The organism is Thioclava sp. IC9 (genome assembly GCF_002213225.1).
GTDB lineage: Bacteria > Pseudomonadota > Alphaproteobacteria > Rhodobacterales > Rhodobacteraceae > Thioclava > Thioclava nitratireducens.
In genome coordinates this window covers 637,710-660,013 of record NZ_NBNX01000001.1, presented here as the reverse complement: position 1 = coordinate 660,013, position 22,304 = coordinate 637,710, and the positions used below count along the sequence as shown (strand labels likewise).

The 22,304-nt window shown below is 64.1% G+C and carries 19 protein-coding genes; 10 read left to right on the top strand and 9 right to left on the bottom strand.

Going from position 1 to position 22,304, the window contains the following annotated elements; all coding sequences use genetic code 11:
* Window positions 1-480: 480 nt before the first annotated feature.
* Complete coding sequence (locus tag B6V76_RS02920; protein ID WP_088726612.1) at window positions 481-687, bottom strand: DUF1127 domain-containing protein; 207 nt, start codon at window positions 685-687, stop codon at window positions 481-483.
* Window positions 688-1,073: 386 nt separating this feature from the next.
* On the opposite strand from B6V76_RS02920, the gene B6V76_RS02915 reads away from it, so the two are divergent.
* Window positions 1,074-2,489 (top strand): hypothetical protein, encoded by a 1,416-nt coding sequence (locus B6V76_RS02915; RefSeq protein ID WP_141104870.1) that lies wholly within the window; start codon window positions 1,074-1,076, stop codon window positions 2,487-2,489.
* 833 nt (window positions 2,490-3,322) lie between these two features.
* Here the strand turns inward: B6V76_RS02915 and B6V76_RS02905 are convergent.
* The 8 genes from B6V76_RS02905 to B6V76_RS02870 all read right to left on the bottom strand — a co-directional run bounded on the left by B6V76_RS02905 (window position 3,323) and on the right by B6V76_RS02870 (window position 13,118).
* Window positions 3,323-4,216: a 2-oxo acid dehydrogenase subunit E2 gene (locus B6V76_RS02905; protein ID WP_240497790.1), complete on the bottom strand. Its 894-nt coding sequence runs from the start codon at window positions 4,214-4,216 to the stop codon at window positions 3,323-3,325.
* Between the two features lie 10 nt (window positions 4,217-4,226).
* Window positions 4,227-5,657: an NAD-dependent succinate-semialdehyde dehydrogenase gene (locus B6V76_RS02900; RefSeq protein ID WP_088718688.1), complete on the bottom strand. Its 1,431-nt coding sequence runs from the start codon at window positions 5,655-5,657 to the stop codon at window positions 4,227-4,229.
* 19 nt (window positions 5,658-5,676) lie between these two features.
* Window positions 5,677-7,035, bottom strand: a complete 1,359-nt coding sequence (locus B6V76_RS02895) for a biotin/lipoyl-containing protein (RefSeq protein ID WP_088726609.1) — start codon at window positions 7,033-7,035, stop codon at window positions 5,677-5,679.
* Entirely contained in the window at window positions 7,025-8,020 is a 996-nt protein-coding gene (locus B6V76_RS02890; RefSeq protein ID WP_075776530.1) for an alpha-ketoacid dehydrogenase subunit beta, read from the bottom strand. The genes B6V76_RS02895 and B6V76_RS02890 overlap by 11 nt, the downstream gene beginning before the upstream one ends.
* 10 nt (window positions 8,021-8,030) lie before the next feature.
* Entirely contained in the window at window positions 8,031-9,029 is a 999-nt protein-coding gene (locus tag B6V76_RS02885) for a thiamine pyrophosphate-dependent dehydrogenase E1 component subunit alpha (protein WP_088722714.1), read from the bottom strand.
* Window positions 9,030-9,106: 77 nt separating this feature from the next.
* Complete coding sequence (locus B6V76_RS02880) at window positions 9,107-10,408, bottom strand: Xaa-Pro peptidase family protein (protein ID WP_075776528.1); 1,302 nt, start codon at window positions 10,406-10,408, stop codon at window positions 9,107-9,109.
* Between the two features lie 89 nt (window positions 10,409-10,497).
* A complete protein-coding gene (locus B6V76_RS02875) occupies window positions 10,498-11,301 on the bottom strand; it encodes an SDR family oxidoreductase (protein WP_075776527.1) in 804 nt (267 codons plus the stop codon).
* Between the two features lie 11 nt (window positions 11,302-11,312).
* Window positions 11,313-13,118 carry an extracellular solute-binding protein gene (locus B6V76_RS02870; protein WP_088726608.1) on the bottom strand — a complete coding sequence of 602 codons (1,806 nt, stop codon included), beginning with the start codon at window positions 13,116-13,118 and terminating at the stop codon, window positions 11,313-11,315.
* A 228-nt stretch (window positions 13,119-13,346) separates the two neighbouring features.
* Here B6V76_RS02870 and B6V76_RS02865 point away from each other — a divergent pair, with 228 nt between their 5' ends.
* The 9 genes from B6V76_RS02865 (at window position 13,347) to B6V76_RS02825 (ending at window position 22,236) form a co-directional block, all read left to right on the top strand.
* Window positions 13,347-14,297, top strand: coding sequence for a sugar ABC transporter substrate-binding protein (locus B6V76_RS02865; RefSeq protein ID WP_075776621.1), 951 nt, complete (start codon window positions 13,347-13,349; stop codon window positions 14,295-14,297).
* 77 nt (window positions 14,298-14,374) lie between these two features.
* On the top strand, window positions 14,375-15,172 hold the full coding sequence (locus B6V76_RS02860) for an SDR family oxidoreductase (RefSeq protein ID WP_075776525.1): 798 nt from the start codon (window positions 14,375-14,377) through the stop codon (window positions 15,170-15,172).
* A 129-nt stretch (window positions 15,173-15,301) separates the two neighbouring features.
* On the top strand, window positions 15,302-16,276 hold the full coding sequence (locus tag B6V76_RS02855) for an ABC transporter permease (RefSeq protein ID WP_075776524.1): 975 nt from the start codon (window positions 15,302-15,304) through the stop codon (window positions 16,274-16,276).
* Window positions 16,277-16,286: 10 nt separating this feature from the next.
* On the top strand, window positions 16,287-17,276 hold the full coding sequence (locus B6V76_RS02850; RefSeq protein WP_088718684.1) for an ABC transporter permease: 990 nt from the start codon (window positions 16,287-16,289) through the stop codon (window positions 17,274-17,276).
* Window positions 17,273-18,799, top strand: coding sequence for a sugar ABC transporter ATP-binding protein (locus B6V76_RS02845; protein WP_088726607.1), 1,527 nt, complete (start codon window positions 17,273-17,275; stop codon window positions 18,797-18,799). Before B6V76_RS02850 ends, B6V76_RS02845 begins: the two co-directional genes overlap by 4 nt.
* Complete coding sequence (locus B6V76_RS02840) at window positions 18,799-19,665, top strand: NAD(P)-dependent oxidoreductase (protein ID WP_088726606.1); 867 nt, start codon at window positions 18,799-18,801, stop codon at window positions 19,663-19,665. Before B6V76_RS02845 ends, B6V76_RS02840 begins: the two co-directional genes overlap by 1 nt.
* Window positions 19,665-20,375, top strand: a complete 711-nt coding sequence (locus tag B6V76_RS02835) for a ThuA domain-containing protein (RefSeq protein WP_088718681.1) — start codon at window positions 19,665-19,667, stop codon at window positions 20,373-20,375. Before B6V76_RS02840 ends, B6V76_RS02835 begins: the two co-directional genes overlap by 1 nt.
* Window positions 20,376-20,529: 154 nt before the next feature.
* Entirely contained in the window at window positions 20,530-21,015 is a 486-nt protein-coding gene (locus B6V76_RS02830) for a TrgA family protein (protein ID WP_088726605.1), read from the top strand.
* Between the two features lie 87 nt (window positions 21,016-21,102).
* On the top strand, window positions 21,103-22,236 hold the full coding sequence (locus tag B6V76_RS02825) for an NUDIX domain-containing protein (RefSeq protein ID WP_166504525.1): 1,134 nt from the start codon (window positions 21,103-21,105) through the stop codon (window positions 22,234-22,236).
* Window positions 22,237-22,304 lie beyond the last annotated feature (68 nt).

Below are 22,304 nucleotides of genomic sequence, written 5' to 3'. Positions count from 1 at the left end.
TGGACAGCGTTTGCTTATGCGAACTGATTCAGTTTCGTTGCAGCTGCATCCGTTCGCTCCGATGCTATCTTTTCGAGGCTCGGTATATCGCTGACGCGTCGCTGTCGAACGGGGTTATGTTGATGCTTCAATGCACCGCCGATGCGCGCAGGTGTCGAGCGCGTCAGATAAACTGGTAGCGATACGGAACGGTCATCACGTCGGAGACAAAGTCTCGGAAAATTGGCCGATCGCCCGATGTTTTAGTGCACATGCAGCGATCAGCTACGCCCAGCAGCCCCGGATGACGAGCTCTTGTCGGCCCATCCCAAACCAGACACTTGCTCCGAGCACAGCAGGCGTCCGCTCGCTTGAATTAACCTCTCATCTAATGACAGCAGTCATGCATTGCGCGGCTGCAACGCAATAAAGATGTGCTGGAGGGCGACTGCTCGCGCATGACACCCTTGAAGGAAATGCCACCGCCCTCCCGGCACAGGATCAATCGTCGCGGAGCGCGAAGCGTTTGTAGAAGGCGGTATCCGCGTCCTCACGTGATATCCCCATGTCCTCGAGCCGTTCGTCGGTCATGGAGCGCAACTTGTGCGAAGCGCGGTAGTTGGCATTCTGCTCCACAACCCAGTGGAGGGCGTGCATCCAGTCCTTGGGGCGGCGAATTTTGAGGGCAATGTCGCTTAGGGTTTGCATCTCTGGGCTCCTGCTGAAGTGGTAAACTGAAGCCAGATTGCCAGTCTTCCGCAAAACACCCGCAAAAGCCGCCCACCAAAACTCACCCTCCAGCGTAAAAATCGCGTAAAATCGAATGCGACGACCGTAAGAAGCTTCGAGAACCGCGAGATATTATGGCTACGTCGACGGGACAGCTGCATTTGACACTTATCCTTCACGGAGTGTTCTCTGCCCATTATGGGTCAGGCCTCGAACTCGTGGGCCTGTCGCGAAGGGGGCAAGCGCTGCTTGCCTTCCTGTCACAACAACCGGAAATGCGGGCCGAGCGTGCGCGATTGGCAGACCTTCTCTGGTCGGACCGATCCGAGGGGCAAGCCCGGGCATCGCTCCGACAGGAGTTGTCGGTGTTGCGTCGCGTTTTGCCCGAAGGGGTTCTTGACGCGAACCGACAACTCGTCTGGCTGGACCCGACCGCAGTGGTCGCCGACAAGTCCGGCTCGGGCGTATTTCTCGAAGGGTTCGATCTTGCCACGGAAGGTTTCGAAGATTGGCTCCGGGAAATGCGGCAAGCCGAGCGCCCTGGCTCAGCCACTCCTGTAGCTACAGCCGCCCCTCATAGAGCAAGGCGGCTTCCCAGCCTTGCAGTGCTCCCCTTCGAAGAGATCGGAGTGGCTGCAACAGACATGTTTGCCGACGGGGTGGTCGAAGAAATTACTGGTGCGCTCGGCCGGGTGCATGAGTTCCACGTCATCGCCCGCCAATCTGCAATCGCGATTATCGGCGAGCATCTGGATGTGCCTCAAGTCGCCGAAAGACTCGGGGTTGATTACGTTGTTGAGGGGACCGTCAGGCGCGCCGACGACAGAGTGCGGATCTCAGTTCAACTCGTAGAGGGGCGCGACGGTCGCACAATCTGGACTGAACGCTTCGACGACCGGCTCGACGACCTATTCGCCTTGCAGGATAGGGTCGCAGGCCAAGTCGCGGGGCAGATTTTACCCAGTCTGCGCAATGCCGAGATCGCACGCGCAAGAACCACTCCGCCGGAAAGCCGGAATGCTTACGAATTGTTTTTGACCGGCCTGCCGCACATGTGGGCCCATCAACGCAAAAGCAACGCACGAGCGATTGACCTGTTCGATAGAGCGCTTTCGATCGCTCCGGACTATGGACCTGCTCTGGCGCATAAGGCATGGGCGCTTGCGCAACAGTGCTCCTACATATGGTCAGACAATCCTTTGACGGATAAGGCAGAGGCGCTGCGGTTGGCGCAGCAGGCTGCCCAATTCGTCGGTGAACATGCGCCTTCGATGGTGGCTGTCGGCGCAGCAGTTGACCTCGTTTCAACGGATCACGATTTCAGCAGAACTTTTATAGATCGCGCGCTTGCGATCGACCCAAATTGTGCTTGGGGCTGGATGCGCCGCGGCTGGAACCGTCATTATCTTGGAGAAACCGAAGAGGCGCGCTTGAGCTTTGATCGTGCGGAAGCCCTTAGTCCACTCGACCCTTTCCTGTTCAACATAGAGTTTGGCCGCGGGGTCACATATCTCCATGAAGACCGCTTTGAGGAGTGCCTCAAACACTTCAAGCGAGGAATGGCCCTCTCTCCTGGCGTCGAATGGGCCTACCGTTTCATAGCGTCTCTGAATATTCGGCTTGGACGGCAGGCGGATGCCGAAGAAGCCTATCGAAAGCTGCTTGCAGCGTATCCGGGACTGACCGTTCGCAAACTGAGCGACTCGCTTCCACCATCAGCCGTAGAGAACCGGCAGGAGTTCTACGACGCAATGCGTCGGGCAGGTTTGCCAGAAGAATAGCTTCGTTACTCAAATACCCGATGACGCATGCTTTGCATGCCATCTGACCATGAAGTCCAATTTGTTTTGGCCGATATAGTGAAAGTCCAGTGCCTGCCCGTTGGGGCTGTTCGTGGATATCGCAAGGAAATTCCGTTTCCCGCCCGGCATCCCCCAAGCCCGCCGCAACGCGCTCTAACCAGACATTTGAACCAAACGCAGCGAACTTCTGTAAGCCGTCCTTCTGGCAGTATGTCGGAAGCTAATCATCTCCATTCCGGTTTCCACAAATGCCGGAGACAACAAATGGAAAATCGTCACTCGAAACATGCCTCGACGGCTCAGTGCAGGGGATTGCTCGCCGTAACCCCCCAGAACCTGGGAGGCAGAACACATGGCGTGTGAAAAACATCAATCGATCGGTGCTGAGCCTCAGGAAGGCCCGCTGCCCCGCTACTGTGAGACCGACGAACTCGCAGTTCGGTTTCGCCGCCATCCCCGCACGATCCGAGATCGGATTCAAAAGGGATGCCCGGTGAACGGACGTCGCTTGAAGCTACCAGCCACGCGTCTCGGGAAGAAATGGCGAGTCCGCGAAGATTGGCTTGTGCTCTTCGAACATGATGCCCGGCCGCCTATCGGGCGGCCAGGCCTTGATATCGAATAAGGGAGTCGTCTCTGCCGGAGCCAGGGGCATCGCATGAAGCAGGCCGACCCTCTCGTGATGGCACATCTCTTTGCAGGCACCTGTGCTTTAACCCGGCAATCGTAATCGGCGGGCTGTCTCCGGCGGGGGCGGCAGATCGCCACGTCGACCACGGCGAGGGCGCGATGCTTCGCGCCCCGTTCCGCCGTCAGATCAGCATCCGGCGCGGATCCGCCATCAGTGTTGCATAGCGCGACAGGAAGCGCGCGGCATCGGCGCCGTTGATGACCCGGTGATCGTAGCTCAGATCGAGCGGGCAAAGCGGCACCGGCACCCATTCGCCTTCCCAGACCGGTGTGACCTGGCTTCGGGTGATGCCGAGGATCGCGACTTCCGGAGGGTTCACGATCGGGGTGAAGGCGCTGCCGCCGATCCCGCCGAGATTGGAGATCGTCATCGAGGCGCCGCCCATTTCCTCGGGGCGCAGTTTCCGGCCCTGCGCCTTGCGAGACAGGTCGGTGATTTCCGCCGCGATTTCCCAAAGCCCCTTGCGGTCGGCGTCGCGGATCACCGGGACCATCAGGCCGTTCGGCGTGTCGACCGCGATGCCCACATGGACGTAATCCTTGAGCACCAGCGTCTCGCCGCTTGCGTCGAGCGAGGCGTTGAACCGGGGGAATTCGCGCAGACAGCGCGCCAGAACCCGCACATGGAAGGCGAGCGCCGTCAGGCGGGTGCCACGGTCCCGCGCCTCGTCGCGAAGGCCTTTTCGGAAGGCCTCGACCGCGCGCATGTCGGCGCTATCGTGATGCGTGACCTGCGGGATAAGTGAATTCGCGGCCGAGAGGTTGTCGGCGGCGACCCGGGCGATCCGTGAGAGTGGTTCTTCGGTCACCGGCCCGAAGGCCGCATGATCGACATCCCAGTAGCGCGCGGCATCCGGGGCGGGGCCGGGTGCGACACCGGAGCCCGCCCCGTCGGCCTTGCGATCCACATCTTCGCGCGCGAGCGTCTCGCGCCCGGTCTCCTGCGCGAGGCGGTCGAGATCCACCCCGCGTTCGGCGGCGTAGCTGCGCACCGAAGGGCTTGCGACATAGCTCATGGCATCCTCCTCACCAGCTGGCCGAGATGTATTGCGTTTCCATGAATTCGAGCATCCCTTCATGCCCGCCTTCGCGGCCGAGACCCGATTGCTTGGAGCCGCCGAAGGGCGCTGCAGGATCGCTGACGAGGCCGCGATTGAGCCCGACCATCCCGTAATCGAGCCGTTCGCAGACCCGCATCCCGCGCGCCATGTCCTGCGTGAAGACATAGCCCACGAGCCCGTATTCGGTGTCGTTGGCGCGTGCGATCACGTCTTCTTCGTCGGTGAAGGTCTGGATCGCGGCGACCGGGCCGAAGATCTCGTCATGCACGCATGCGGCATCCTGCGGCACCTTCGTCAGAACGGTCGGCGGGTAGAAATAGCCCGGCCCGTTCGGGACCTTGCCGCCGAGTTTCAGTTCCGCGCCACGCTCCAGCGCGTCGGTCACGAAGCTCGCCACCTTGTCGCGGGTCTTGGCGTTGACCAGCGGGCCGACATCGACGTCCTTCTCGACGCCGTTGCCCACCTTCAGCGCGCCCATCGCAGCTGTCATCTTCGCGGTGAATTCCTCGGCCACCGCCTCGTGGACATAGAACCGGTTCGCTGCGGTGCAGGCTTCGCCGAGATTGCGCATCTTGGCCAACATCGCACCTTCGACAGCGACGTCGATATCGGCATCCTCGAAGACGATCAGCGGCGCGTTACCGCCCAGCTCCATCGCCGGTTTCAGCACCTGATCGGCGGCCGAGCGCAGAAGCTTGCGGCCGACCCCGGTGGAGCCGGTGAAGCTCACGACGCGCACCCGCGGATCGTGCAGCATGTGATCGACGATCTCCGCGGAATTCTCCGACGGCAGCACGTTCACGAGGCCCTTGGGCACGCCGGCCTCTTCCAGCAGCGGCATCAGCGCGAGCATCGTCAGCGGCGTCTCGGAGGCGGGCTTGATGATCACCGGGCAGCCTGCGGCCAGCGCGGGCGCGATCTTGCGGGTGCCCATCGCGGCGGGGTAGTTCCACGGCGTCACCAGCACCGCGATGCCCGCCGGTTTGTGCTGCACCACGATCCGCGCGCCAGAGGCGGGGGCGCGGGTAATCATCCCGTCGGCGCGCACGGCTTCCTCGGCGAACCAGCGGAAGAACTCGGCGGCGTAGCGGGCTTCGCCCATCGCGTCGGCCCCGGCCTTGCCGTTCTCCAGCGTGATGAGATGAGCGAAGTGATCAAGCCGTTCGGTCATCAACTCGAACGCCTTGCGCAGGATTTCCGAGCGTTCGCGGGGCGAGCGCGCCGCCCAGTCCACGAAGGCCTTCTGCGCGGCGTCGAGCGCCGCATCCGCGTCTTCGATCTCGGCGGAGGCGACGGAGGCGAGCACTTCCTCGGTCGCGGGGTTGATGACATCGAAGCGGGCGCCTTTCGCGCCCTGGCGCCACGCGCCGTCGATATAGAGGTCGGTCTGGTCCATGTCGGTCCGGTTCCTTGTATCAGAGGAGATGGCGCAGCGGCTCGGCCAGCCGCGCGGCAAATCCGGTTATCAGGTCGAGCGCCGTCTCGGGCGCGAGCTGGCCGGGATCGGCCTCGAGCGTGAGGGTCAGCGGATCGGAGCCGGTGAGCGTCAGCACCGGCTGCGCCTCTGCGCCGAGCGAGATCCGCTGCAACGCGCTGCCGCGCAGATCGCGGATCAGGAGCGCGGGGGTGGCATCCTCTTCCGACTCGGGGGCTTGCCCCAGCGGGTAACGGCCCGGATCGGCAAAGCAGCGGCTGCGCCCGTGACGCGAAACCGCGACCGGGCCCGAGAACGTCGCACCTGCCGCGAGACCGGCGAGCAGCGCGCCCGGATCGGGGGCCTGACCCGTCTCCGCTTCAATCCAGTCGCAGAACGCGGCGAAGCCTTTCGCCGACACCTCGGCGCTCAGATGCAGCGCTTGAGCGGTCGGAGCCGTCGCTGCCGCCGCTTGCGGTGCGGGCAGGGTGCGCAGCGTCTCGAGATCCGAGACATGGTAGGGCTGCGCGATGCCTGCCTCGGCCAGCCGCGCGAGGTCGAGCCCTTGTTCGCGGGCCAGCCGTTTCGCCTTCGGCGAGGCGAGGATGCGACCGCCGGGCGCGGGGACTGCCGCGGGTTTCGCAGACGGCCTAGCCGCTGCGGGCTTCGGTGTGGTCTCTTTTTCCGGCGTGGCTTTGTTCGCCGGGGCTTCTGCCTTGGCAGGCTCGGGCGCGACCGGTTTTTGCGCGTGGCTGCGGCGGACCGGGTTCGCGGGCGCCTCCGCCGAAATGATCGCAATCGGCGCGCCGACCGGAACTTCCTCGCCGGGGTCCGCGAGGATCGCGGCAAGGTAGCCCGAGACACCGGCAGGTACTTCGACGGCGCTCTTGTCGGTCTCGACCTCGAAGAGAATGTCGTCGGCACCCACCGCGTCGCCCGGCTCCTTGAGCCAGGTCGTGATCTGACCGGTCTCCTGCGCCATGCCAAGCGCGGGCATGATGACCTCCGCGCCCTCGGGGAGCGCGTCGTCGTTCGCGGCCTCGGTATTGGACCCGGAGGCTGGCTCGTCGGCAGGTGCGTCTTGCGCGACATCCCCGCCAGCTTCGGCCTCCGCGGCTTCCTTCGTCTCGGCGATCACCGCGACCACGGAGCCCACGGGCACGTCATCGCCCGCCTTCGCGCGCAGCCCGCCGAGGTAGCCGTCGGCCTGCGCCTCGACCTCCATCGTGGCCTTGTCGGTTTCGACCTCCATCAGGGGTTCGCCCGCCTTCACGGCATCGCCCGGCGCTTTCAGCCAGGCGACCAGTTGGCCCGATTGCTGGGCCATGCCGAGCGCGGGCATGATGACCTCATGCGGCATCGCTCACCTCCTGCCGGACCAGCCGGCGGGCCGCTTGCGCCACGCCCTCTGCCGTCGGCACGGTCAGATCCTCGAGCGCGGGTGAGAACGGCACCGGCACGTCCATCGCGCCCATCCGCAGCACCGGCGCGTCGAGATGGTAGAAGGCCTTCTCCGAGATGCGCGCGGCGATCTCGCCGGTGATGCCGTAGCTCTGGTGGCCCTCGTCGATGACGATGGCGCGGCTGGTCTTGCGCACGCTGTCGAGGATGGTTTTCTCGTCGAGCGGCACGATGGTGCGCGGATCGATCACCTCGGCGGAGATGCCCTCCGCGGCCAGCGTCTCGGCGGCAGCCTGCGCCACCTGCACCATCGACGAGGTGGCGACCAGAGTGATATCGCTGCCCTCGCGCAGCACGTTGGCCTCGCCGAAGGGAATGTAATACTCCTCCTCGGGCACCGGAGCCTTGTCGTTATACATCAGCTTGTCTTCGAAAATGACGACCGGGCTGTTGTCGCGGATCGCGGTCTTCATCAGCCCCTTGGCCTCGTAGGCCGAAGAGGGCAGGGCGACCTTCAGCCCCGGGATATGGGCCACGAGCGCATGGAGCGACTGGCTGTGCTGCGCGGCCGAGCGCCGGGTCGCGCCCAGATTGGTGCGCAGCACCAAGGGCACGCTCAGCTTGCCGCCCGACATGTAATGGGTCTTGGCCGCCTGGTTGCAGAGCTGATCCATCACCAGAAACAGGAAGTCGCCGAACATCAGATCGACGATGGGTCGCGATCCGGTCATCGCCGCGCCCACCGCGAGGCCCATGAAACCGGGCTCGGAGATGGGGGTGTCGATGATCCGCTCGGTGCCGAATTCCTCGACGAGCCCGGAGAGGACCTTGAAGGGGGTGCCGGCTTCGGCCACGTCCTCGCCGATCAGGAAGATCGTGGGATCGCGGCGCATTTCCTCGGCGATGGCCTCGTTGACGGCCTTGGACAGGGTGATCTCGCGCATGATTTCCTCCTCAGGCGGCGTCGTTGGGGGCGTAGACATGCATGTCGACCTCGCCCGCGTCGGGGTAGGCGGCGGCCAGCGCATATTCGACGGCGTCGGCGGCGTCTTTCTTCACCGCTTCGCGGATCTCCTCGAGTTCCGCATCGCTCGCGACGCCCTCGCCGACGAGCCATTTGCCGAAATTGATGATCGGGTCGCGCTGCTCCTTCCAGATCGTCTCTTCGTCCTTGGAGCGGTAGTAGTCGCGGTTGATGTCGCCGACATGGTGACCGTGATAGCGGTAAGTCTTGAGTTCGATGAAGAACGGGCCTTCGCCCTTGCGGGCGCGGGCGACCAGTCGCTGCGCCAGCTCGTTCACCGCCAGCACGTCCTGCCCGTCGACCTCGAAGCTCTCGATGCCGAAAGCCTCGGCGCGCGCGGTCAGCGAACCAGCGGCGATCTCGTCGGTCTTGGTGTATTCGGAATAGCCGTTATTCTCGCAGGCATAGATGACCGGCAGCTTCCAGAGCGCGGCCATGTTCATCACCTCGTACCAAAGGCCCTGCGCGGTCGCGCCGTCGCCGAAGAAGCAGACGGTCACGTCGTCGCGCCCGAGCCGCCGGGCCGAGAGCGCGGCCCCTGTGGCGATCCCCATCGAGCCGCCGACGATGGCGTTGGCGCCGAGGTTGCCGTGGCTCTGATCGGCGATATGCATCGAGCCACCCTTGCCGCGGCAATAGCCCTCGGCCTTGCCGAGAAGCTCGCAGAACATCTGCTTGAACTCGGCCCCCTTGGCGACGCAATGGCCGTGGCCCCGGTGCGTCGAGGTGATCTTGTCGTCGTCGGTCAGCGCCTCGCAGATGCCCACCGCGACGGCCTCCTCGCCGGAATACATGTGGGTCAGGCCCGGCATCTTGGCCGAGAGATACAGCTGGTTGGCGTTGTCCTCGAAGCTGCGGATGCGCACCATCTGGCGATACATGCGCAGGTAGTCTTCGGTATTCGTCTTGCGCTTGGTGGCTTTGGCCATGGCGCGCTCCCCCCTTTGGCGTAGGCGTTATGCGTAAGGTCCGGGCCCGCGCGGAATGGCGCGGGCCCGGGAGCCGGTCAGTAGCGGGCCGCGATCGGCAGCTCTTCGGCCGGGAAAAGGCTGATCACGGTGCAGCCCTTGTCGGTCACCACGACCTCCTCCTCGATCCGTGCCGCCGAATAGCCGTCAGAGGCCGGGCAATAGGTTTCGAGTGCGAAGACCATGCCGGTCTGGATCTCCATCGGATTGTCGAGCGACACCGCGCGGCTGATGATCGGCCGTTCGTGCAGCGCGAGACCCAGCCCGTGGCCGAATTGCAGGCCGAAGGCCGACAGCTCGTCGGGGAAGCCGAATTCCTCGCATTTCGGGAAAGCCTTCGCGACGACATCGGTGGTGACGCCCGGCTTGATCAGGGCGATCGCGTTGTCGAGCCATTCGCGGCACCGGATGTAGGCGTCGTTCTGCGAGGGCGTCGCGCGACCGATGTTGAAGGTCCGGTAATAGCAGGTGCGGTAACCCTGATAGCTTTGCAGGATGTCGAAGAAGGCCTGATCACCGGGCCGGAACAGGCGGTCGGTGAAGTTATGCGGGTGCGGGTTGCAGCGCTCGCCCGAGATCGCGTTGATCGCTTCCACGTCGTCCGAGCCCATCTCGTAGAGGAGCTTGTTCGACATCGCGACGATATCGTTCTCGCGCACGCCCGGTTTCAGCTCCTCGTGGATCATGTGGTAGACGCCATCGACCATCGAAGCCGCCTGGTTGAGCAGCTGAATCTCATCGATATTCTTGATCTCGCGGGCCGAGAGCATGACCTGCTGGCCGTCCACGACGTTCAGCCCGGCTTCCTTCAGCGCGAAGAACATCGCCGTCTCGGCATAGTCCACGCCCACCGGCATGTCGGCCATGCCCGCCTTCTTGATCAGCGAGGCGATCTCCTCGGCATATTTCTTCATCAGCCCGAAGGAGGGCGGGATCGTTCCGCGCATGCCGACGACGCCCGCCAGCATCCGCTCGGGGTCGAGCCAATCGCAATATTCGCGGTGGTGCACGGCGGCGGAGCCGAAGTCCCAGACATAGGGTTCTTCATCGCCTGCGAGCAGGCAGAACCGGCACATCTTGTCGCGTTCCCACTCGCCGATCTTGGTGCCGGAGATGTAGCGGATGTTGTTGACATCGAACAGCAGCAGCGAGCCGCAGCCCGATTTCTTCAGCGCATCCTTGGCGCGGCTGAGGCGGTAGCGGCGCAGACGGTCGTGATCGACGCGGCGCTCGAAATCCACCGAGGTGTGACCCCAGGCGGGGATGTGCTTTTCCCAGCGCCAGTTCGGGTCGATGTCCCCGGGTTGCAGAATGCGCGGGTTGAGGGCGGTCGTGGTCATGATATGTCTCCCGGCGCGGCCGTTCCGGCGCGCCTGTTCGGTTGCGATTGTCTAAGAGTTCCGGGGTGTTGGCCCGGTTCAGGCGCGGATCACTGGATGACCCAGCCGCCGTCGATATGGATCATCTGGCCGGTCATGTAGTCGCTCTCCGGGCTGACGAGGAACGCCGCCGTTCCCTTCACGTCATCCGGGTAGGAGACCTTCTTGAGCGCGAGGATTTCGGCCAGATCGTCGAAGGCCTGACCTTCACGCTCCTTGAAGCCGATATCCACGAGATCCTTGTCGAGCTGCTCCCAGAGCGGCGTCTTCACCACGCCGGGCGCGTAGCCGTTCACGGTGATGCCATGCTCTGCCAGCGCGATCGCCCCGCAATGGGTCAGCGCGAGGCAGCCGTATTTCGAGGTGCAGTAGACCGTCACGTCGACCAGCGGCTTGCGCGAGGCGACGGAGCCCACGTTGATCAGCTTGTAGGGATAGTCCTGCTTGCCCTGCGCGATCATCTGCCGTGCGGTCTCCTGCATGCCGAGCCACATGCCCTTTGTGTTGACCGTCATGATGTGATCCCAGTTGTCTTCATCGATATCCATGAAGAACCGGGGTTTGTTCAGGCCCGCGTTGAAAAGGCCGACATTGATCATGCCGAAGGCGTCGACGGTGGCTGCGACCGCATCGGCATTGTCCTTGCGCTTGGTGACGTCCATGCGCACCGCGATCGCCTTGCCGTTGCCGCCCTTGTTGATACGGTCGGCGGTCTCCTGGGCTGCGTCGAGATCGATATCACCCAGGCAGACATTCGCGCCCTGCTGCGCGAAATACTCCGCGTTGCACGCACCCATGCCCTGGCCTGCGCCGGTGATCAGGATGTTCTTTCCCTTCAGTCGATCGGGGTCCATGTCTTTCCTCCCTAACTTGAACCTGTCCTCAGCACCCGGTCGGCCCGAATCTGGACCTTGCCGAGTGCCTCGCGCGGGGTGGTGACCCCGCGCAGCATGTCGTGAATTTCCTGCCCGCAGATCTCGATCAGCTCGCAGATGTTCGGCAGCGGCGGGCGCGGCCAGAATTGCAGCTCGTCGCGCCAGGACATCGCGTCCACCGCCTCGAAGATCGGCGAGAGATGCTGCACCTGCGGATCGGCGCCGACCGAGTAGCGCGGCACCGTGCGGCTGCCGTTGAGCACGTACAGTTTCTGCGCCGCGGGCGAGGTGAAGGCGATCAGCGCCTCTGCCGCGGCGGCGCGCCGCTCCTCGGGTAGATTGGCCGGGATCGCGAGCACGTATCCGCCCACAGGCGCCACCGGCTTCGCGCCAAGCCCTGTCGGATGCGGAAGATAGCCGGTCGTGTCATGCGCGGGCGAATTCGCGTCGAGTTCGAAATACGGCGCGAGCAGCGTATAGCCATAGGCCATCGCGACCTTGCCCGCCGCGTAGGGGCGCACGCGCTCGTACCAGGACATCGACAGGATGTCGGGCGGCGAGACGCTCATCAGTTGCAGCAGGTACTCTGCAGCCGCCTCGGTCGCGGGGGTGTCGAACTGCGCAACGAAATCGTCGCGATCGAGATGATCGGCGTCGAACCCGCCCGCGATCGGGTCGAGATTGACGACCGGCTGGCCGAAATCGGCCATCGCCATGATGAAGGTGTGCCCCAGCGCGGTGCCGCGCGCGGCGTTCCACGCGATGCCGTAGCGGCCATGCGATGGGTCGTGGAAATGCCGCGCGGCCTTGAGCACGAGATCGGTCGTGGACGGTGGCTTCAGCCCGGCTTCGGCGAACAGATCCTTGCGGTAGAACAGCAGTTCCGGCGTGGTCTGGCTGGGCACGCCATAGGGGCGGCCCTCCCAATGCGCGCCACGCCAGCCCGCAGTATGGAAATCGCTCGGATCGAGGCGCGAGATATCCATCACCTCGTCGAGCGGCATCAACAGCCCTTTCTTCGCGAATTCCCCGATCCACGGCAGGTCGACGGCGATGATGTCGTAATGGCTGGTCTTGCGGGTGGCATTGCGCAGCGTCTCTTCGTGCAGCCGGTCGATCGAGAAGGCCCGCTGCGAGATCGATGTACCCACGATATGTTCAAACTGGCGCTTGAGGTTCTCCATCACCATGAAGGTCGGATCGCCATGAACCAGAACGCGCAGGCCGCCCGGCACGGTGATCGGTTCGGGCAGCACCGAGGGCGGAGCAATCGAATGACCGGCGAGGTAGGTGCCGCCGAAGTAATAGTCGCGCTCGCCCCCGTCGGAGTCGGCGAGGTGCTTGCGGGCCAGACGCGCGACGCGATCGGAAAGCTGTCCCCAGTTCGTCAGCAGCTGCGTGCTGGCATGAAGCGAAACGGTCTTGCCAGAGCGAGTGCGCGGGCGTTGCTCGATCATCCCGGCATCGATCATGTCCGAGAGTTTGCGCATCGCCGTCGCGTAGGGCACGCCCGAAGCCGCGACGAGCGAGGAGGGCGTGACGATCTTGCCCTCCAGATGGCAGCGCACCAGATGGGCGGCCATCGCGAGATACGGGTTTGGGGTGGAGAGCGCGAGCGTGGAATCGATCTCGTCGGCAAGAGACTCGAGCAGGTCGATCATCGACAGCGCGGTGTCCCGATCCTGAACGACGGACGCGGACGGCGCCGGGGCGCCGGTATGTCCATGTTGGATATTTTGCGGATCGAGTTTGGTCACGCGTCTGTGTCCGAGCTGTGGTTTTGGTTGCTTCGCCATGAAGTCCTCCGAAAGATGTCCAGATCGAGGATCGTTCACCTTAGCAAAAATATCCATTATGGATGTAACGATGTTCAAAATGGATAAGTTGGCGGGCGAAAGCCGGGGCCGCTGTCGGAATGATCAGGATGTGCCGCCGGAGGATTCGGGCTGCATGGCAGACACTCAGGAGGGGGTGGGTGCCACGGCTGACCAACGGCCGGACTGAAACATCATGGGAGGATAATGATGAAAAGATCGATGAAGGCGCTCGTCGCCGGAACCACCGCAGTCGCAACGCTCGCGCTTGCCGGCGGTGCATGGGCCGAACAGATGAAGATCGGCATTACGCAGAACAACGTCGGGGTGGACAGCTACCAGACCACCTATGAGAAGGCCTTCAAGGAGGCGGCGGCGGCCAATCCCGACGTCGATGCGGTCGTGCTCGATGCGGGCGGCGACGTGGCGCGCCAGATCGCGCAGATCCAGGATCTCGTGCAGCAGAAAGTGCAGGCGATCATCGTCTGGCCGACCAACGGCAAGGCCGTGGTCCCGGCGGTCAAGAAGGCGCATGACGCGGGCATCCCGGTCATCATCACCAACTCCAACATCGCCGAGCAGGGCATGCCCTTCATCGCCGCCTTCTCGGGCCCGAACAATATCGAGCAGGGCAAGGAAGCCGCGGACATGATGTGCACCGGGCTCAACGGCAAGGGTGACATCGTGCAGATCTCGGGCAAGCCCGGCTACACCACCGCGATCGAACGCCAGAAGGGCTTCGAGGACGAGCTGGCCAAAGCCTGCCCCGACGTGAAGATCATGGACACCCAGCCTGGCGACTGGAACCGCGAGAAGTCGCAGCGCGTCATGGAAGATTTTCTCGTGAAATATCCGAAGATCGACGGCGTCTATGCGGCCGATGACAACATGGGCGTCGGTGCGCTCAACGCCGCCAAGGCTGCGGGTCGTGCCAAGGACATCAAGTTCGTCGGCGCCACCAACTTCGCGGTCGGCTACGAGGCGATGAAGAAGGGCGAGTATTACGGCTCGGTTTACCAGTCGCCGATCGACGATGCGAAGAACGCGCTTCAGACCGCGATCGACGTGATCCAGGGCAAGGACGTTCCGAAGATGAACTACTTCAAGACGCCCCAGATCACCCAGGAGAATATGGACCAGTTCAAGAAGCCTGCCTTCTGATCTCTCCTCCCCAGGGCATGGGTCAAGCTCACGGGGCGACCCATGCCCACCTTATTGCAGGAAAAACGGAGAATTCGATGGGACGCGTAACTGGACGGGTCTGTCTCGTGACGGGTGCTGCGCGCGGTATTGGACGCGCGATTGCCGAGGCTTTGCTGGATGAGGGGGCGGATGTCTGTTTCGCCGATCTCAACGGTGAGCGGGTCGCCGAACTTGCGACGGAGAATGCGGCGCGCGCGGAAGCTGCGGGTGGCCGGGTGATGTCGGCGCAGGTGAACGTGACCAAGCGTGACGAAGTGCGCGCGATGATGCAGAAGGTCGCTGCGGAATTCGGCCGGGTCGACGTGGTGTTCAACAATGCGGGCGTCAATCGCCCGATGAACTTCCTCGACGTGACCGAAGATAATTGGCATTTCATCATGGATATCAATGGGCTCGGCACTCTGATCGGGATGCAGGAAGCGGCCCATCAGATGATCGCGCAGGGCGGTGGTGGCAAGATCATCAACACCGCTTCGATCGCGAGCCGTCAGGGCTTTGACAACGTGGCGCCCTATTGCGCCTCGAAATGGGCGGTGGTTTCGCTGACGCAATCAGGCGCGCGCGATCTTGCGAAGCACGATATCACCGTGACAGGTTTCGCGCCGGGCGTGGTGGCGACGGAGATGTGGGAAGAGGTCGATCGCGACCTGATGGAGATCGGCGCGGCGCAGGCGCCCGGGCAGGCGATGGAGGAGTTCGCCTCGGGCATCCTGCGCGGACGGGTCGCACGACCTGCCGATATCACGGGAACCACGACGTTCCTCGCCTCGCCCGACAGTGACTACATGACGGGACAGATCGTGATGATCGACGGCGGTATGACACTGGTCTGACCCGCCGTCAGCGGCAGCGAGGAGGCTGCCCGACGGGAGGAGAAAATGGCGAATTCGCATGTGGAGAAGCCGGCTGCCGCAAGCAGCCCGCACACGGCGCGCGTGGCGCGTGACAGCAGGGGGAGTGGAATGAACCGAGACAGGTGGAAAACGATCGCCGGCGTGCTGGCGCGGCAGGGCATCCTGGTGGCCTTCGCTCTGTTCCTGATCGGATTCTCGATCTTTTCGGATCGGTTCCTGTCGCCGGAGAACCTCTTCTCGGTGATACGCTCCTCGGCGATCATCGGGGTCATGGCGCTAGGCGTGACGGTGGTGGTGATCGGCGGCAATCTCGATCTGTCGGTGGGCTCGATGCTGTCCTTCTCGACCGTCCTGGTGGTCGATCTGCATGACAAGATCGGCCCGGCACCGGCGATTGGTGTGATGCTGGTCGCCACTCTGGCGCTCGGCGCGGTGAACGGTTTGCTCGTCGGCGTCGCGCGGCTGAATTCGCTGATCGTGACCCTCGGTATGCTCTCGGCGATACAGGGCCTCACGCTGATTTATTCGGGCGGCAAGAACGTCGATATCGTCAATCAGGATCAGACCTGGTTCAAGATTTTCGGGCGCGGCTCGATCTTCGATATCCCGACGCCCATCGTGATCTTCGGGATCTGCGCGATCGTGCTGCACCTGACGATGGCCTACACCCCCTTCGGACGGCGCATCTACGCCACCGGCGGCAACGCCACGGCGGCGGTGTTCTCGGGCGTGCGGCGCTCGCGCGTGGTGTTCCTGACCTACCTGATCTCGGCCACCGGCGTCGCCATCGCCGCGATCATCCTCGGCAGCCGGGTGATGGGCTCGCAGAACAACGTGGGCCAAGGCTACGAGCTGCAGGTGCTGGCGGGCGTGATCCTCGGCGGAACGTCGCTGCTGGGCGGCTCGGGCACGATCTGGAAGACGGTGATCGGCGTGCTGATCCTCGGCTTCATCCAGAACGGCCTGCTGCTGATGGGCTTCGAATATTACGTGCAGTGGCTGGTGACGTGGGTGGTGATCATCCTCGCGGTCTGGCTCGACATCGCGGCCAAGCGTGGCCGGCTGCTTTCCCCGATCGCCTGAGGAGGAGACAATGGCGGATACCGTTATCAAATCGCCCGTGCGTTGGCTCGCAGCCAACCCGATATGGGGCTTCATCGTTCTGATCTTCGTGTTCTTCAGCTTCGCGAACCCATATTTCTTCGCGGTGCAGAACTTCCAGAACATCCTCGTGCAGACCTCGACCATCGGCCTGATCGCGCTCGGCATGACGCTGGTGATGATCAACGGCAATATCGACCTGAGCGTCGGTGCGGTCGTCGCCCTCGCGGCGAGCCTCTGCGTCGACATTCAGGGCTGGGATATGTTCTCGGCCTGGGGCAACTGGGCGCTCCTGCCCGCCGTGATCGCGGCGCTGGTAGCGGGCACCGCCCTTGGCGCGCTCAACGGGTTCATCGTCTGGAAAACGGGGGTCGATGCCTTCATCGTGACGCTGGGCGCGATGCTTGGCGTGCGCGGGCTCGTCTTCGTCTACACCAAGGAACAGTCCTTCTTCGCGATGAACTTCTCCTTCTCGGATTTCGGGTCGAGCAATCTCGGACCGTTGCCGACGCTGGCGGTGTTATTCCTCGTCTGCACGGTAGTGGTGCATCTGCTACTTGCGCGCACCGTGCATGGCCGTAACACCTACGCGGTGGGGGGCAACCGGGCAGCAGCGGTGAATGCGGGGATCCGCGTGGGGCCGCACATGCTGATCAACTTCATGATCGTCGGCTTCTTCGCGGCGCTCGCAGGGGTCACGCTGTCCTCGCAGATGGGCGCGGCGACGCCGAACCTCGGCACGAATTACGAACTGTGGGTCATCACCTCGGTCGTGCTTGGCGGCACCAAGCTGAACGGCGGTGCGGGCAATATCATCGGCACGCTGGGCGGCGTGCTCGCCATCGGCATCCTGCGCAACGGGATGAACCTGATGCAGGTGCCCGCTTTCTACGTGCTGGTGATCCTCGGGACGATCCTGATCGCCGTGCTGCTGCTCGACAAGCAGCTCAACCGCAAGGGCAAAGAGGAGCTTCGGGTATGAGCGACGCTGCTGAAACCAAGACCCCCGCGCTGCAACTCAAGGGGATCGTCAAGACCTTTCCCGGTGTGCGCGCACTGGACGACGTGACATTCGACGTCCGCGCAGGCGAGGTCCACGCGCTGCTGGGCGAAAACGGTGCGGGCAAATCCACCCTGATGAAGGTGCTCGCCGGGATGTATCAACCCGACGAGGGCACGATCGAGATCGAGGGCAAACCGGTCACGATGCGTACGCCCCTCGAGGCAAAACGGCGCGGCGTGGTGCTGATCCACCAGGAGCTGTCGCTGGCCGAGGAGATGACGGTCGCCGAGAACATCTATCTAGGTGAACTCCCGCGCCGGAGCCTTGGCCGGGTCGACTGGAAGACGCTCTTCGCCAAGTCGGAGGAAATCCTCAAACGCCTCAATTGCGGCTTCGGCCCGAAGGACCGGGTGGGCGCACTCTCCATCGCCAACCAGCAGATGGTGGAGATCGCCCGCGCGCTGACGGTAGATGCGAAGGTCGTGATCTTCGACGAACCGACCGCCTCGCTGACCGATGCCGAGAAGGTGGTGCTGTTCGAGATCATCAACGACCTGAAGGCGCGCGGCGTTGGCATCGTCTACATTTCGCACCGAATGGACGAGATATTCACGCTGGCCGACCGGATCTCGGTGCTGCGCGATGGCGGCTATCGCGGGACGCTGGTCGCCGGCGACACCACCGAGGACGAGGTAATCCAGCTGATGATCGGGCGCTCGCTCGACCTGTCGCGCCGCCAGCATGCCGAGGTGAAGACCGGTGACGTCGCCCTGAAGGTGGAGGGGCTGAGCTGCGGCAAGCTGTTCCAGGATGTCAGCTTCGAGCTGCGCGAGGGTGAGGTGCTGGGCTTCTACGGTCTTGTGGGCGCGGGGCGCACCGAGATCGCCGAGACGCTGTTCGGCCTGCGCCGTCCCACCGCCGGCACGATCGAGATCGACGGCAAGGAGACCTCGATCCACTCGCCCGCCGACGCGATCACGAAAGGCATCTCGCTGGTGCCCGAAAGCCGCAAGGAACAGGGGCTGGTGCTTGGCATGAACTGCCGCGACAACATCACCCTGCCGCAGGTGGGCGATCTGACCTCGGGGCCGTTCGTGTCGGACGGGGCCGAGATCGCGATCTTCGACCAGTATCGCGATACGCTGAAGATCAAGACTCCCAGCTGGCGGCAGGCGGTCGGCAATCTCTCGGGCGGCAACCAGCAGAAGATCGTGATCGGCAAATGGCTCGCGATGCATCCGCGCATCCTGATCGTGGACGAGCCAACGCGCGGCATCGACGTGGGCTCGAAATCCGAGATCCACGACCTGATCCGCGAGCTTGCCCGCTCGGGCTACGCGGTGATCGTGATTTCTTCGGAGATGCCCGAAGTGCTTCATGTCTCGGACCGCATCCTCGCGATGTATCATGGCCGCGTGATGCGCCGCTTCACCGTCGAGGAAGTGACCGAGGACAGCCTCGTCGCCGCGATTTCCGGGATCGAGCAAGAACAGGTCGCGTGATGCGGATCGGGTTTGCGGGGCTCGGGCGGATGGGTGCGCCGATGGCGCGCAACCTGATCGCGACCGGGCACGAGGTGACGGTCTGGAACCGCTCTCCGGAACGCGCCGAGACCTTCGCCGCCGAGACCGGGGCAGGGGTGGCCGCCACCCCGCGCGCCCTGGCGGAGCGGACGGAACTGGTGGTGACGATGCTCTCCGACGACGCGGCGTCCTCCGCCGTGCATCTGGGAGAGGACGGTCTCTTCGCCGCGTCCGGTCCGCTGACGGTGCTTGAGATGGGCACGATGAGCCCCGAACATATCGCTGATCTCGCGGGCGAGGCCCCCGCAGGCTGGCAGGTGATCGACGCGCCGGTCTCGGGCTCCACAGCCGCGGCCGAGGCGGCGAGCCTGATGATCATGGCGGGCTGCACCGAGGATCAGGCGGCGCCGCTGCGCCCCGCGCTCGACGCGATGGGCAAGACGGTGATCTGTCTGGGCAATGTGGGCGACGGCGCGGTGATGAAGCTCGCCGTGAACATGCTGATCCACAGCCTCAACCAGACCCTCGCCGAGGCGCTGAGCCTCACCGACGCGGCAGGCATCGACACAAGCACGGCCTTTGCCGCGATCGAGGCTTCGGCCGCCGCCGCGCCGATGCTGAGCTACCGCAAGCCGCTTTATCTGGACGAGGCGGCCCACCCGGTCAGTTTCACAGTGGCGCTGGCGCGCAAGGATATGGAGGTCACGCAGGCATTGGCCGCGCAGCTTGGCGTCGCGCTGCCGCAGGGCGAGGTGGTGCTGGAGCGGCTGCGCGCCGCCGAAGCTGCGGGCCGAGGGGCGCGCGACATGGCTTCGATGGTCGATTTCACGCGAAAGGATAAATAATGAAAGCCGTTCTCTTCGTCGGAGGCTGGGAAGGCCACGCGCCGACCGAATTCGCAGACTGGTGCCGCGACCTGCTGGAGGGCGAGGGCTTCGAGGTGGTGGTGCATGACACGCTCGCGCCCCTTGCCGAACCCGAGAAGATGGCTGATTGCGACCTGATCGTGCCGATCTGGTCGTCCGCCCGCTCCGCGCACCAGCCGGAATTCGGAAACATGACCAAGGCGGAGGAGGACGGGCTTCTCAAGCTGGTTGCCGGCGGCTGTGGGCTGGCGGGCTGGCACGGCCATATGGGCGATGCCTTCCGCGACCGCCCGACCTACCACTTCCTGATCGGCGGGCAGTTCGTCGCCCATCCACCGGGCTGGCCGGACAACCTTGTGCCGACCGACGATTACGTCGATTACGACGTCACGATCTGCCGCCCCGCAGATCCGATCGTGAAGGGCATCCGCAGCTTCCGGCTGAAATCCGAGCAGTATTATATGCTTACCGATCCGAGCAACGAGGTGCTCGCGACGACGACCTTCTCGGGCGATCACCTGTGGTGGATCGAGGGCACGGTGATTCCGGTCGTGTGGAAGCGGCGCTGGGACAAGGGGCGGATCTTCTATTGCTCGATCGGGCACACGCTCGACGATCTGAAGGTCGAGCAGGTGACCGAGATCATTCGGCGCGGGATGCATTGGGCGGCGCGGGGGCCTGACGTGTGAAAGCGAGCGACGCGACCGGACAAATGCGTCCTTCGTGATGGCCTTCTTGATGTCGAATTACCTTACGTCAGTCTTTCATAGTTTCGCCGTAATCGCGCGTTAACCAGTAGGGATCACCCTCAGACCGGATCGGTTTCGAGATGGAGGCCCGGCAATGATGCAACGTATCGCAGTGCGCAAGTCGCAGGCGCAAATCCCGACCCTCGCGAAACTTTTCGCGGCGCTCGCGCTCGGGGCGACGGGGTTCTTCGCCGCCCAACAGATCATGCCTGCGATTCCAGCCGGGGTCGATGGCGCGAAAGAGCTGGGCCTGATCATGGGCTCCTTCGGGCTTCTGGTTGGTTGGCGCGTGGTGGGCGTGTCGGAGGGACGGCGTTGGGTCGATGCAATCAATGACGGGCTGCGCGGCGGGATCTATGTCCTGATGTGGACCTTCTTCTTCCTCGGCACAATCCAGATGCTGAAGCTGGCACTGCGGATGCGCTATGACGACGTGCTCTCCGCCGTGACCGATGTCATCGGGCAGGGTGTCGCGATCGGGGTGGCCTCGCTGGGGGTGACGCCGGTCATCACGCTCGGTCTGGGCGCGATGGGCGCGGGCCTGCTGTCGGAGTTCGCCTATCGCCGCTACGGGCGCTGAACACCGCGCGGGCCGCACCCTTGGCTTGACATCGCGCGCTTGCCTTGCAGGTTGAAGCGCATGATGCGCCAAGCTGCGGGGATGCTCATGCAACCACATTTCTTTTACGGAACGCTTTGTCATCCGCCACTGCTGGAGGCGGTGATCGGACGTGTGCCGCAGCTCGTTCCGGCACGGCTGGAAGGTTTCGCGCCGTACGAGGCCTGCCGCGAGGGGCAGGGTCTGGGCTTTCCGATCCTGATCGAAACGCCGGGGGCGGTGACGCGCGGGGTCGTGGCCGATCTGACCGAGGCCGAGGCGGAGCGCATCGCGTGGTACGAGGATGGTTACGACGCCGAAATTCGTGAGCTGGAAACCGGGGCGGGGTCTCGCGACGCGAAGCTCTGGCTGCCGCAGGCTGATCGCTGGGAGGTCGGCGCGGAGTGGACGCTCGGCGACTGGGCGCCGAAATGGGCAGCGCTGAAGACCGAAGCCGCGCGCCTGTTCATCGCCGAAGCGCAGGCCGTCGGGCCCGACGCCGCCAATGCGCGCTATCATGCGATCCTCGTGCGCGCGGCCTCCATCCTGCGGGCGCGCGCTGCCCCGATGGCGCAGGACCTGCGCCGCGACCTGCAGGATGGCGACATCAAGATCGACGCGCAACAGACTGCCTATGCTAAGTTTTTCGCCGTCGAAGATTACAAGCTCGAACACCGGCTCTTTGCCGGAGGCATGAGCGCCAAGCTCGACCGGGCGGCCTTCGTTTCGGGCGATGCGAGCGTCGTTTTGCCTTATGATCCGGTGCGCGACCGGGTGATGCTGATCGAACAGATCCGCACCGGGCCGCTGGCCCGCGGTGAGCCGAACCCGTGGATGATCGAGGCGATCGCGGGCCGGGTCGATCCCGGCGAGACCCCCGAGGAAGCGGCGCTGCGCGAGGCGGGGGAAGAGGCGGGCATCACGATTGCGCGCCTCATCGAGGCCCCGCGCTACTATCCGTCGCCGGGAGCCAAGAGCGAATTCGTCTATTCCTATATAGGGATCGCCGATCTTCCTGACGAGGCTGCGCAGCTTGGCGGCAAGGCCGATGAGCATGAAGATATCCGCGCTCATCTGGTGCCGTTCGAGCGTCTGATGACGCTGGTGGCGACCGGCGAGGCGGGCAATGCGCCGCTTGTCGTGCTCGCACTCTGGCTCGCCGGGCAGCGCGCCGCACTGCAGCGGATGGCGGGCGTCGCGTAATCGCGGGGTTGAGGTGGCGCGCGCCGCGTCCTAAGTCTGGCTTCAACGGCCCGGTGACGGGCAACTCG

Excerpts from the sequence above, each read along its gene's own strand:
- B6V76_RS02920 (WP_088726612.1), bottom strand. The coding sequence starts at position 687 with ATGCAAACCCTAAGCGACATTGCCCTCAAAATTCGCCGCCCCAAGGAC.
- B6V76_RS02905 (WP_240497790.1), bottom strand. The coding sequence starts at position 4,216 with ATGAGCTATGTCGCAAGCCCTTCGGTGCGCAGCTACGCCGCCGAACGC.
- B6V76_RS02900 (WP_088718688.1), bottom strand. The coding sequence starts at position 5,657 with ATGGACCAGACCGACCTCTATATCGACGGCGCGTGGCGCCAGGGCGCG.
- B6V76_RS02895 (WP_088726609.1), bottom strand. The coding sequence starts at position 7,035 with ATGCCGCATGAGGTCATCATGCCCGCGCTCGGCATGGCCCAGCAATCG.
- B6V76_RS02890 (WP_075776530.1), bottom strand. The coding sequence starts at position 8,020 with ATGCGCGAGATCACCCTGTCCAAGGCCGTCAACGAGGCCATCGCCGAG.
- B6V76_RS02885 (WP_088722714.1), bottom strand. The coding sequence starts at position 9,029 with ATGGCCAAAGCCACCAAGCGCAAGACGAATACCGAAGACTACCTGCGC.
- B6V76_RS02880 (WP_075776528.1), bottom strand. The coding sequence starts at position 10,408 with ATGACCACGACCGCCCTCAACCCGCGCATTCTGCAACCCGGGGACATC.
- B6V76_RS02875 (WP_075776527.1), bottom strand. The coding sequence starts at position 11,301 with ATGGACCCCGATCGACTGAAGGGAAAGAACATCCTGATCACCGGCGCA.
- B6V76_RS02870 (WP_088726608.1), bottom strand. The coding sequence starts at position 13,118 with ATGGCGAAGCAACCAAAACCACAGCTCGGACACAGACGCGTGACCAAA.
- B6V76_RS02865 (WP_075776621.1), top strand. The coding sequence starts at position 13,347 with ATGAAAAGATCGATGAAGGCGCTCGTCGCCGGAACCACCGCAGTCGCA.
- B6V76_RS02860 (WP_075776525.1), top strand. The coding sequence starts at position 14,375 with ATGGGACGCGTAACTGGACGGGTCTGTCTCGTGACGGGTGCTGCGCGC.
- B6V76_RS02855 (WP_075776524.1), top strand. The coding sequence starts at position 15,302 with ATGAACCGAGACAGGTGGAAAACGATCGCCGGCGTGCTGGCGCGGCAG.
- B6V76_RS02850 (WP_088718684.1), top strand. The coding sequence starts at position 16,287 with ATGGCGGATACCGTTATCAAATCGCCCGTGCGTTGGCTCGCAGCCAAC.
- B6V76_RS02845 (WP_088726607.1), top strand. The coding sequence starts at position 17,273 with ATGAGCGACGCTGCTGAAACCAAGACCCCCGCGCTGCAACTCAAGGGG.
- B6V76_RS02840 (WP_088726606.1), top strand. The coding sequence starts at position 18,799 with ATGCGGATCGGGTTTGCGGGGCTCGGGCGGATGGGTGCGCCGATGGCG.
- B6V76_RS02835 (WP_088718681.1), top strand. The coding sequence starts at position 19,665 with ATGAAAGCCGTTCTCTTCGTCGGAGGCTGGGAAGGCCACGCGCCGACC.
- B6V76_RS02830 (WP_088726605.1), top strand. The coding sequence starts at position 20,530 with ATGATGCAACGTATCGCAGTGCGCAAGTCGCAGGCGCAAATCCCGACC.
- B6V76_RS02825 (WP_166504525.1), top strand. The coding sequence starts at position 21,103 with ATGCAACCACATTTCTTTTACGGAACGCTTTGTCATCCGCCACTGCTG.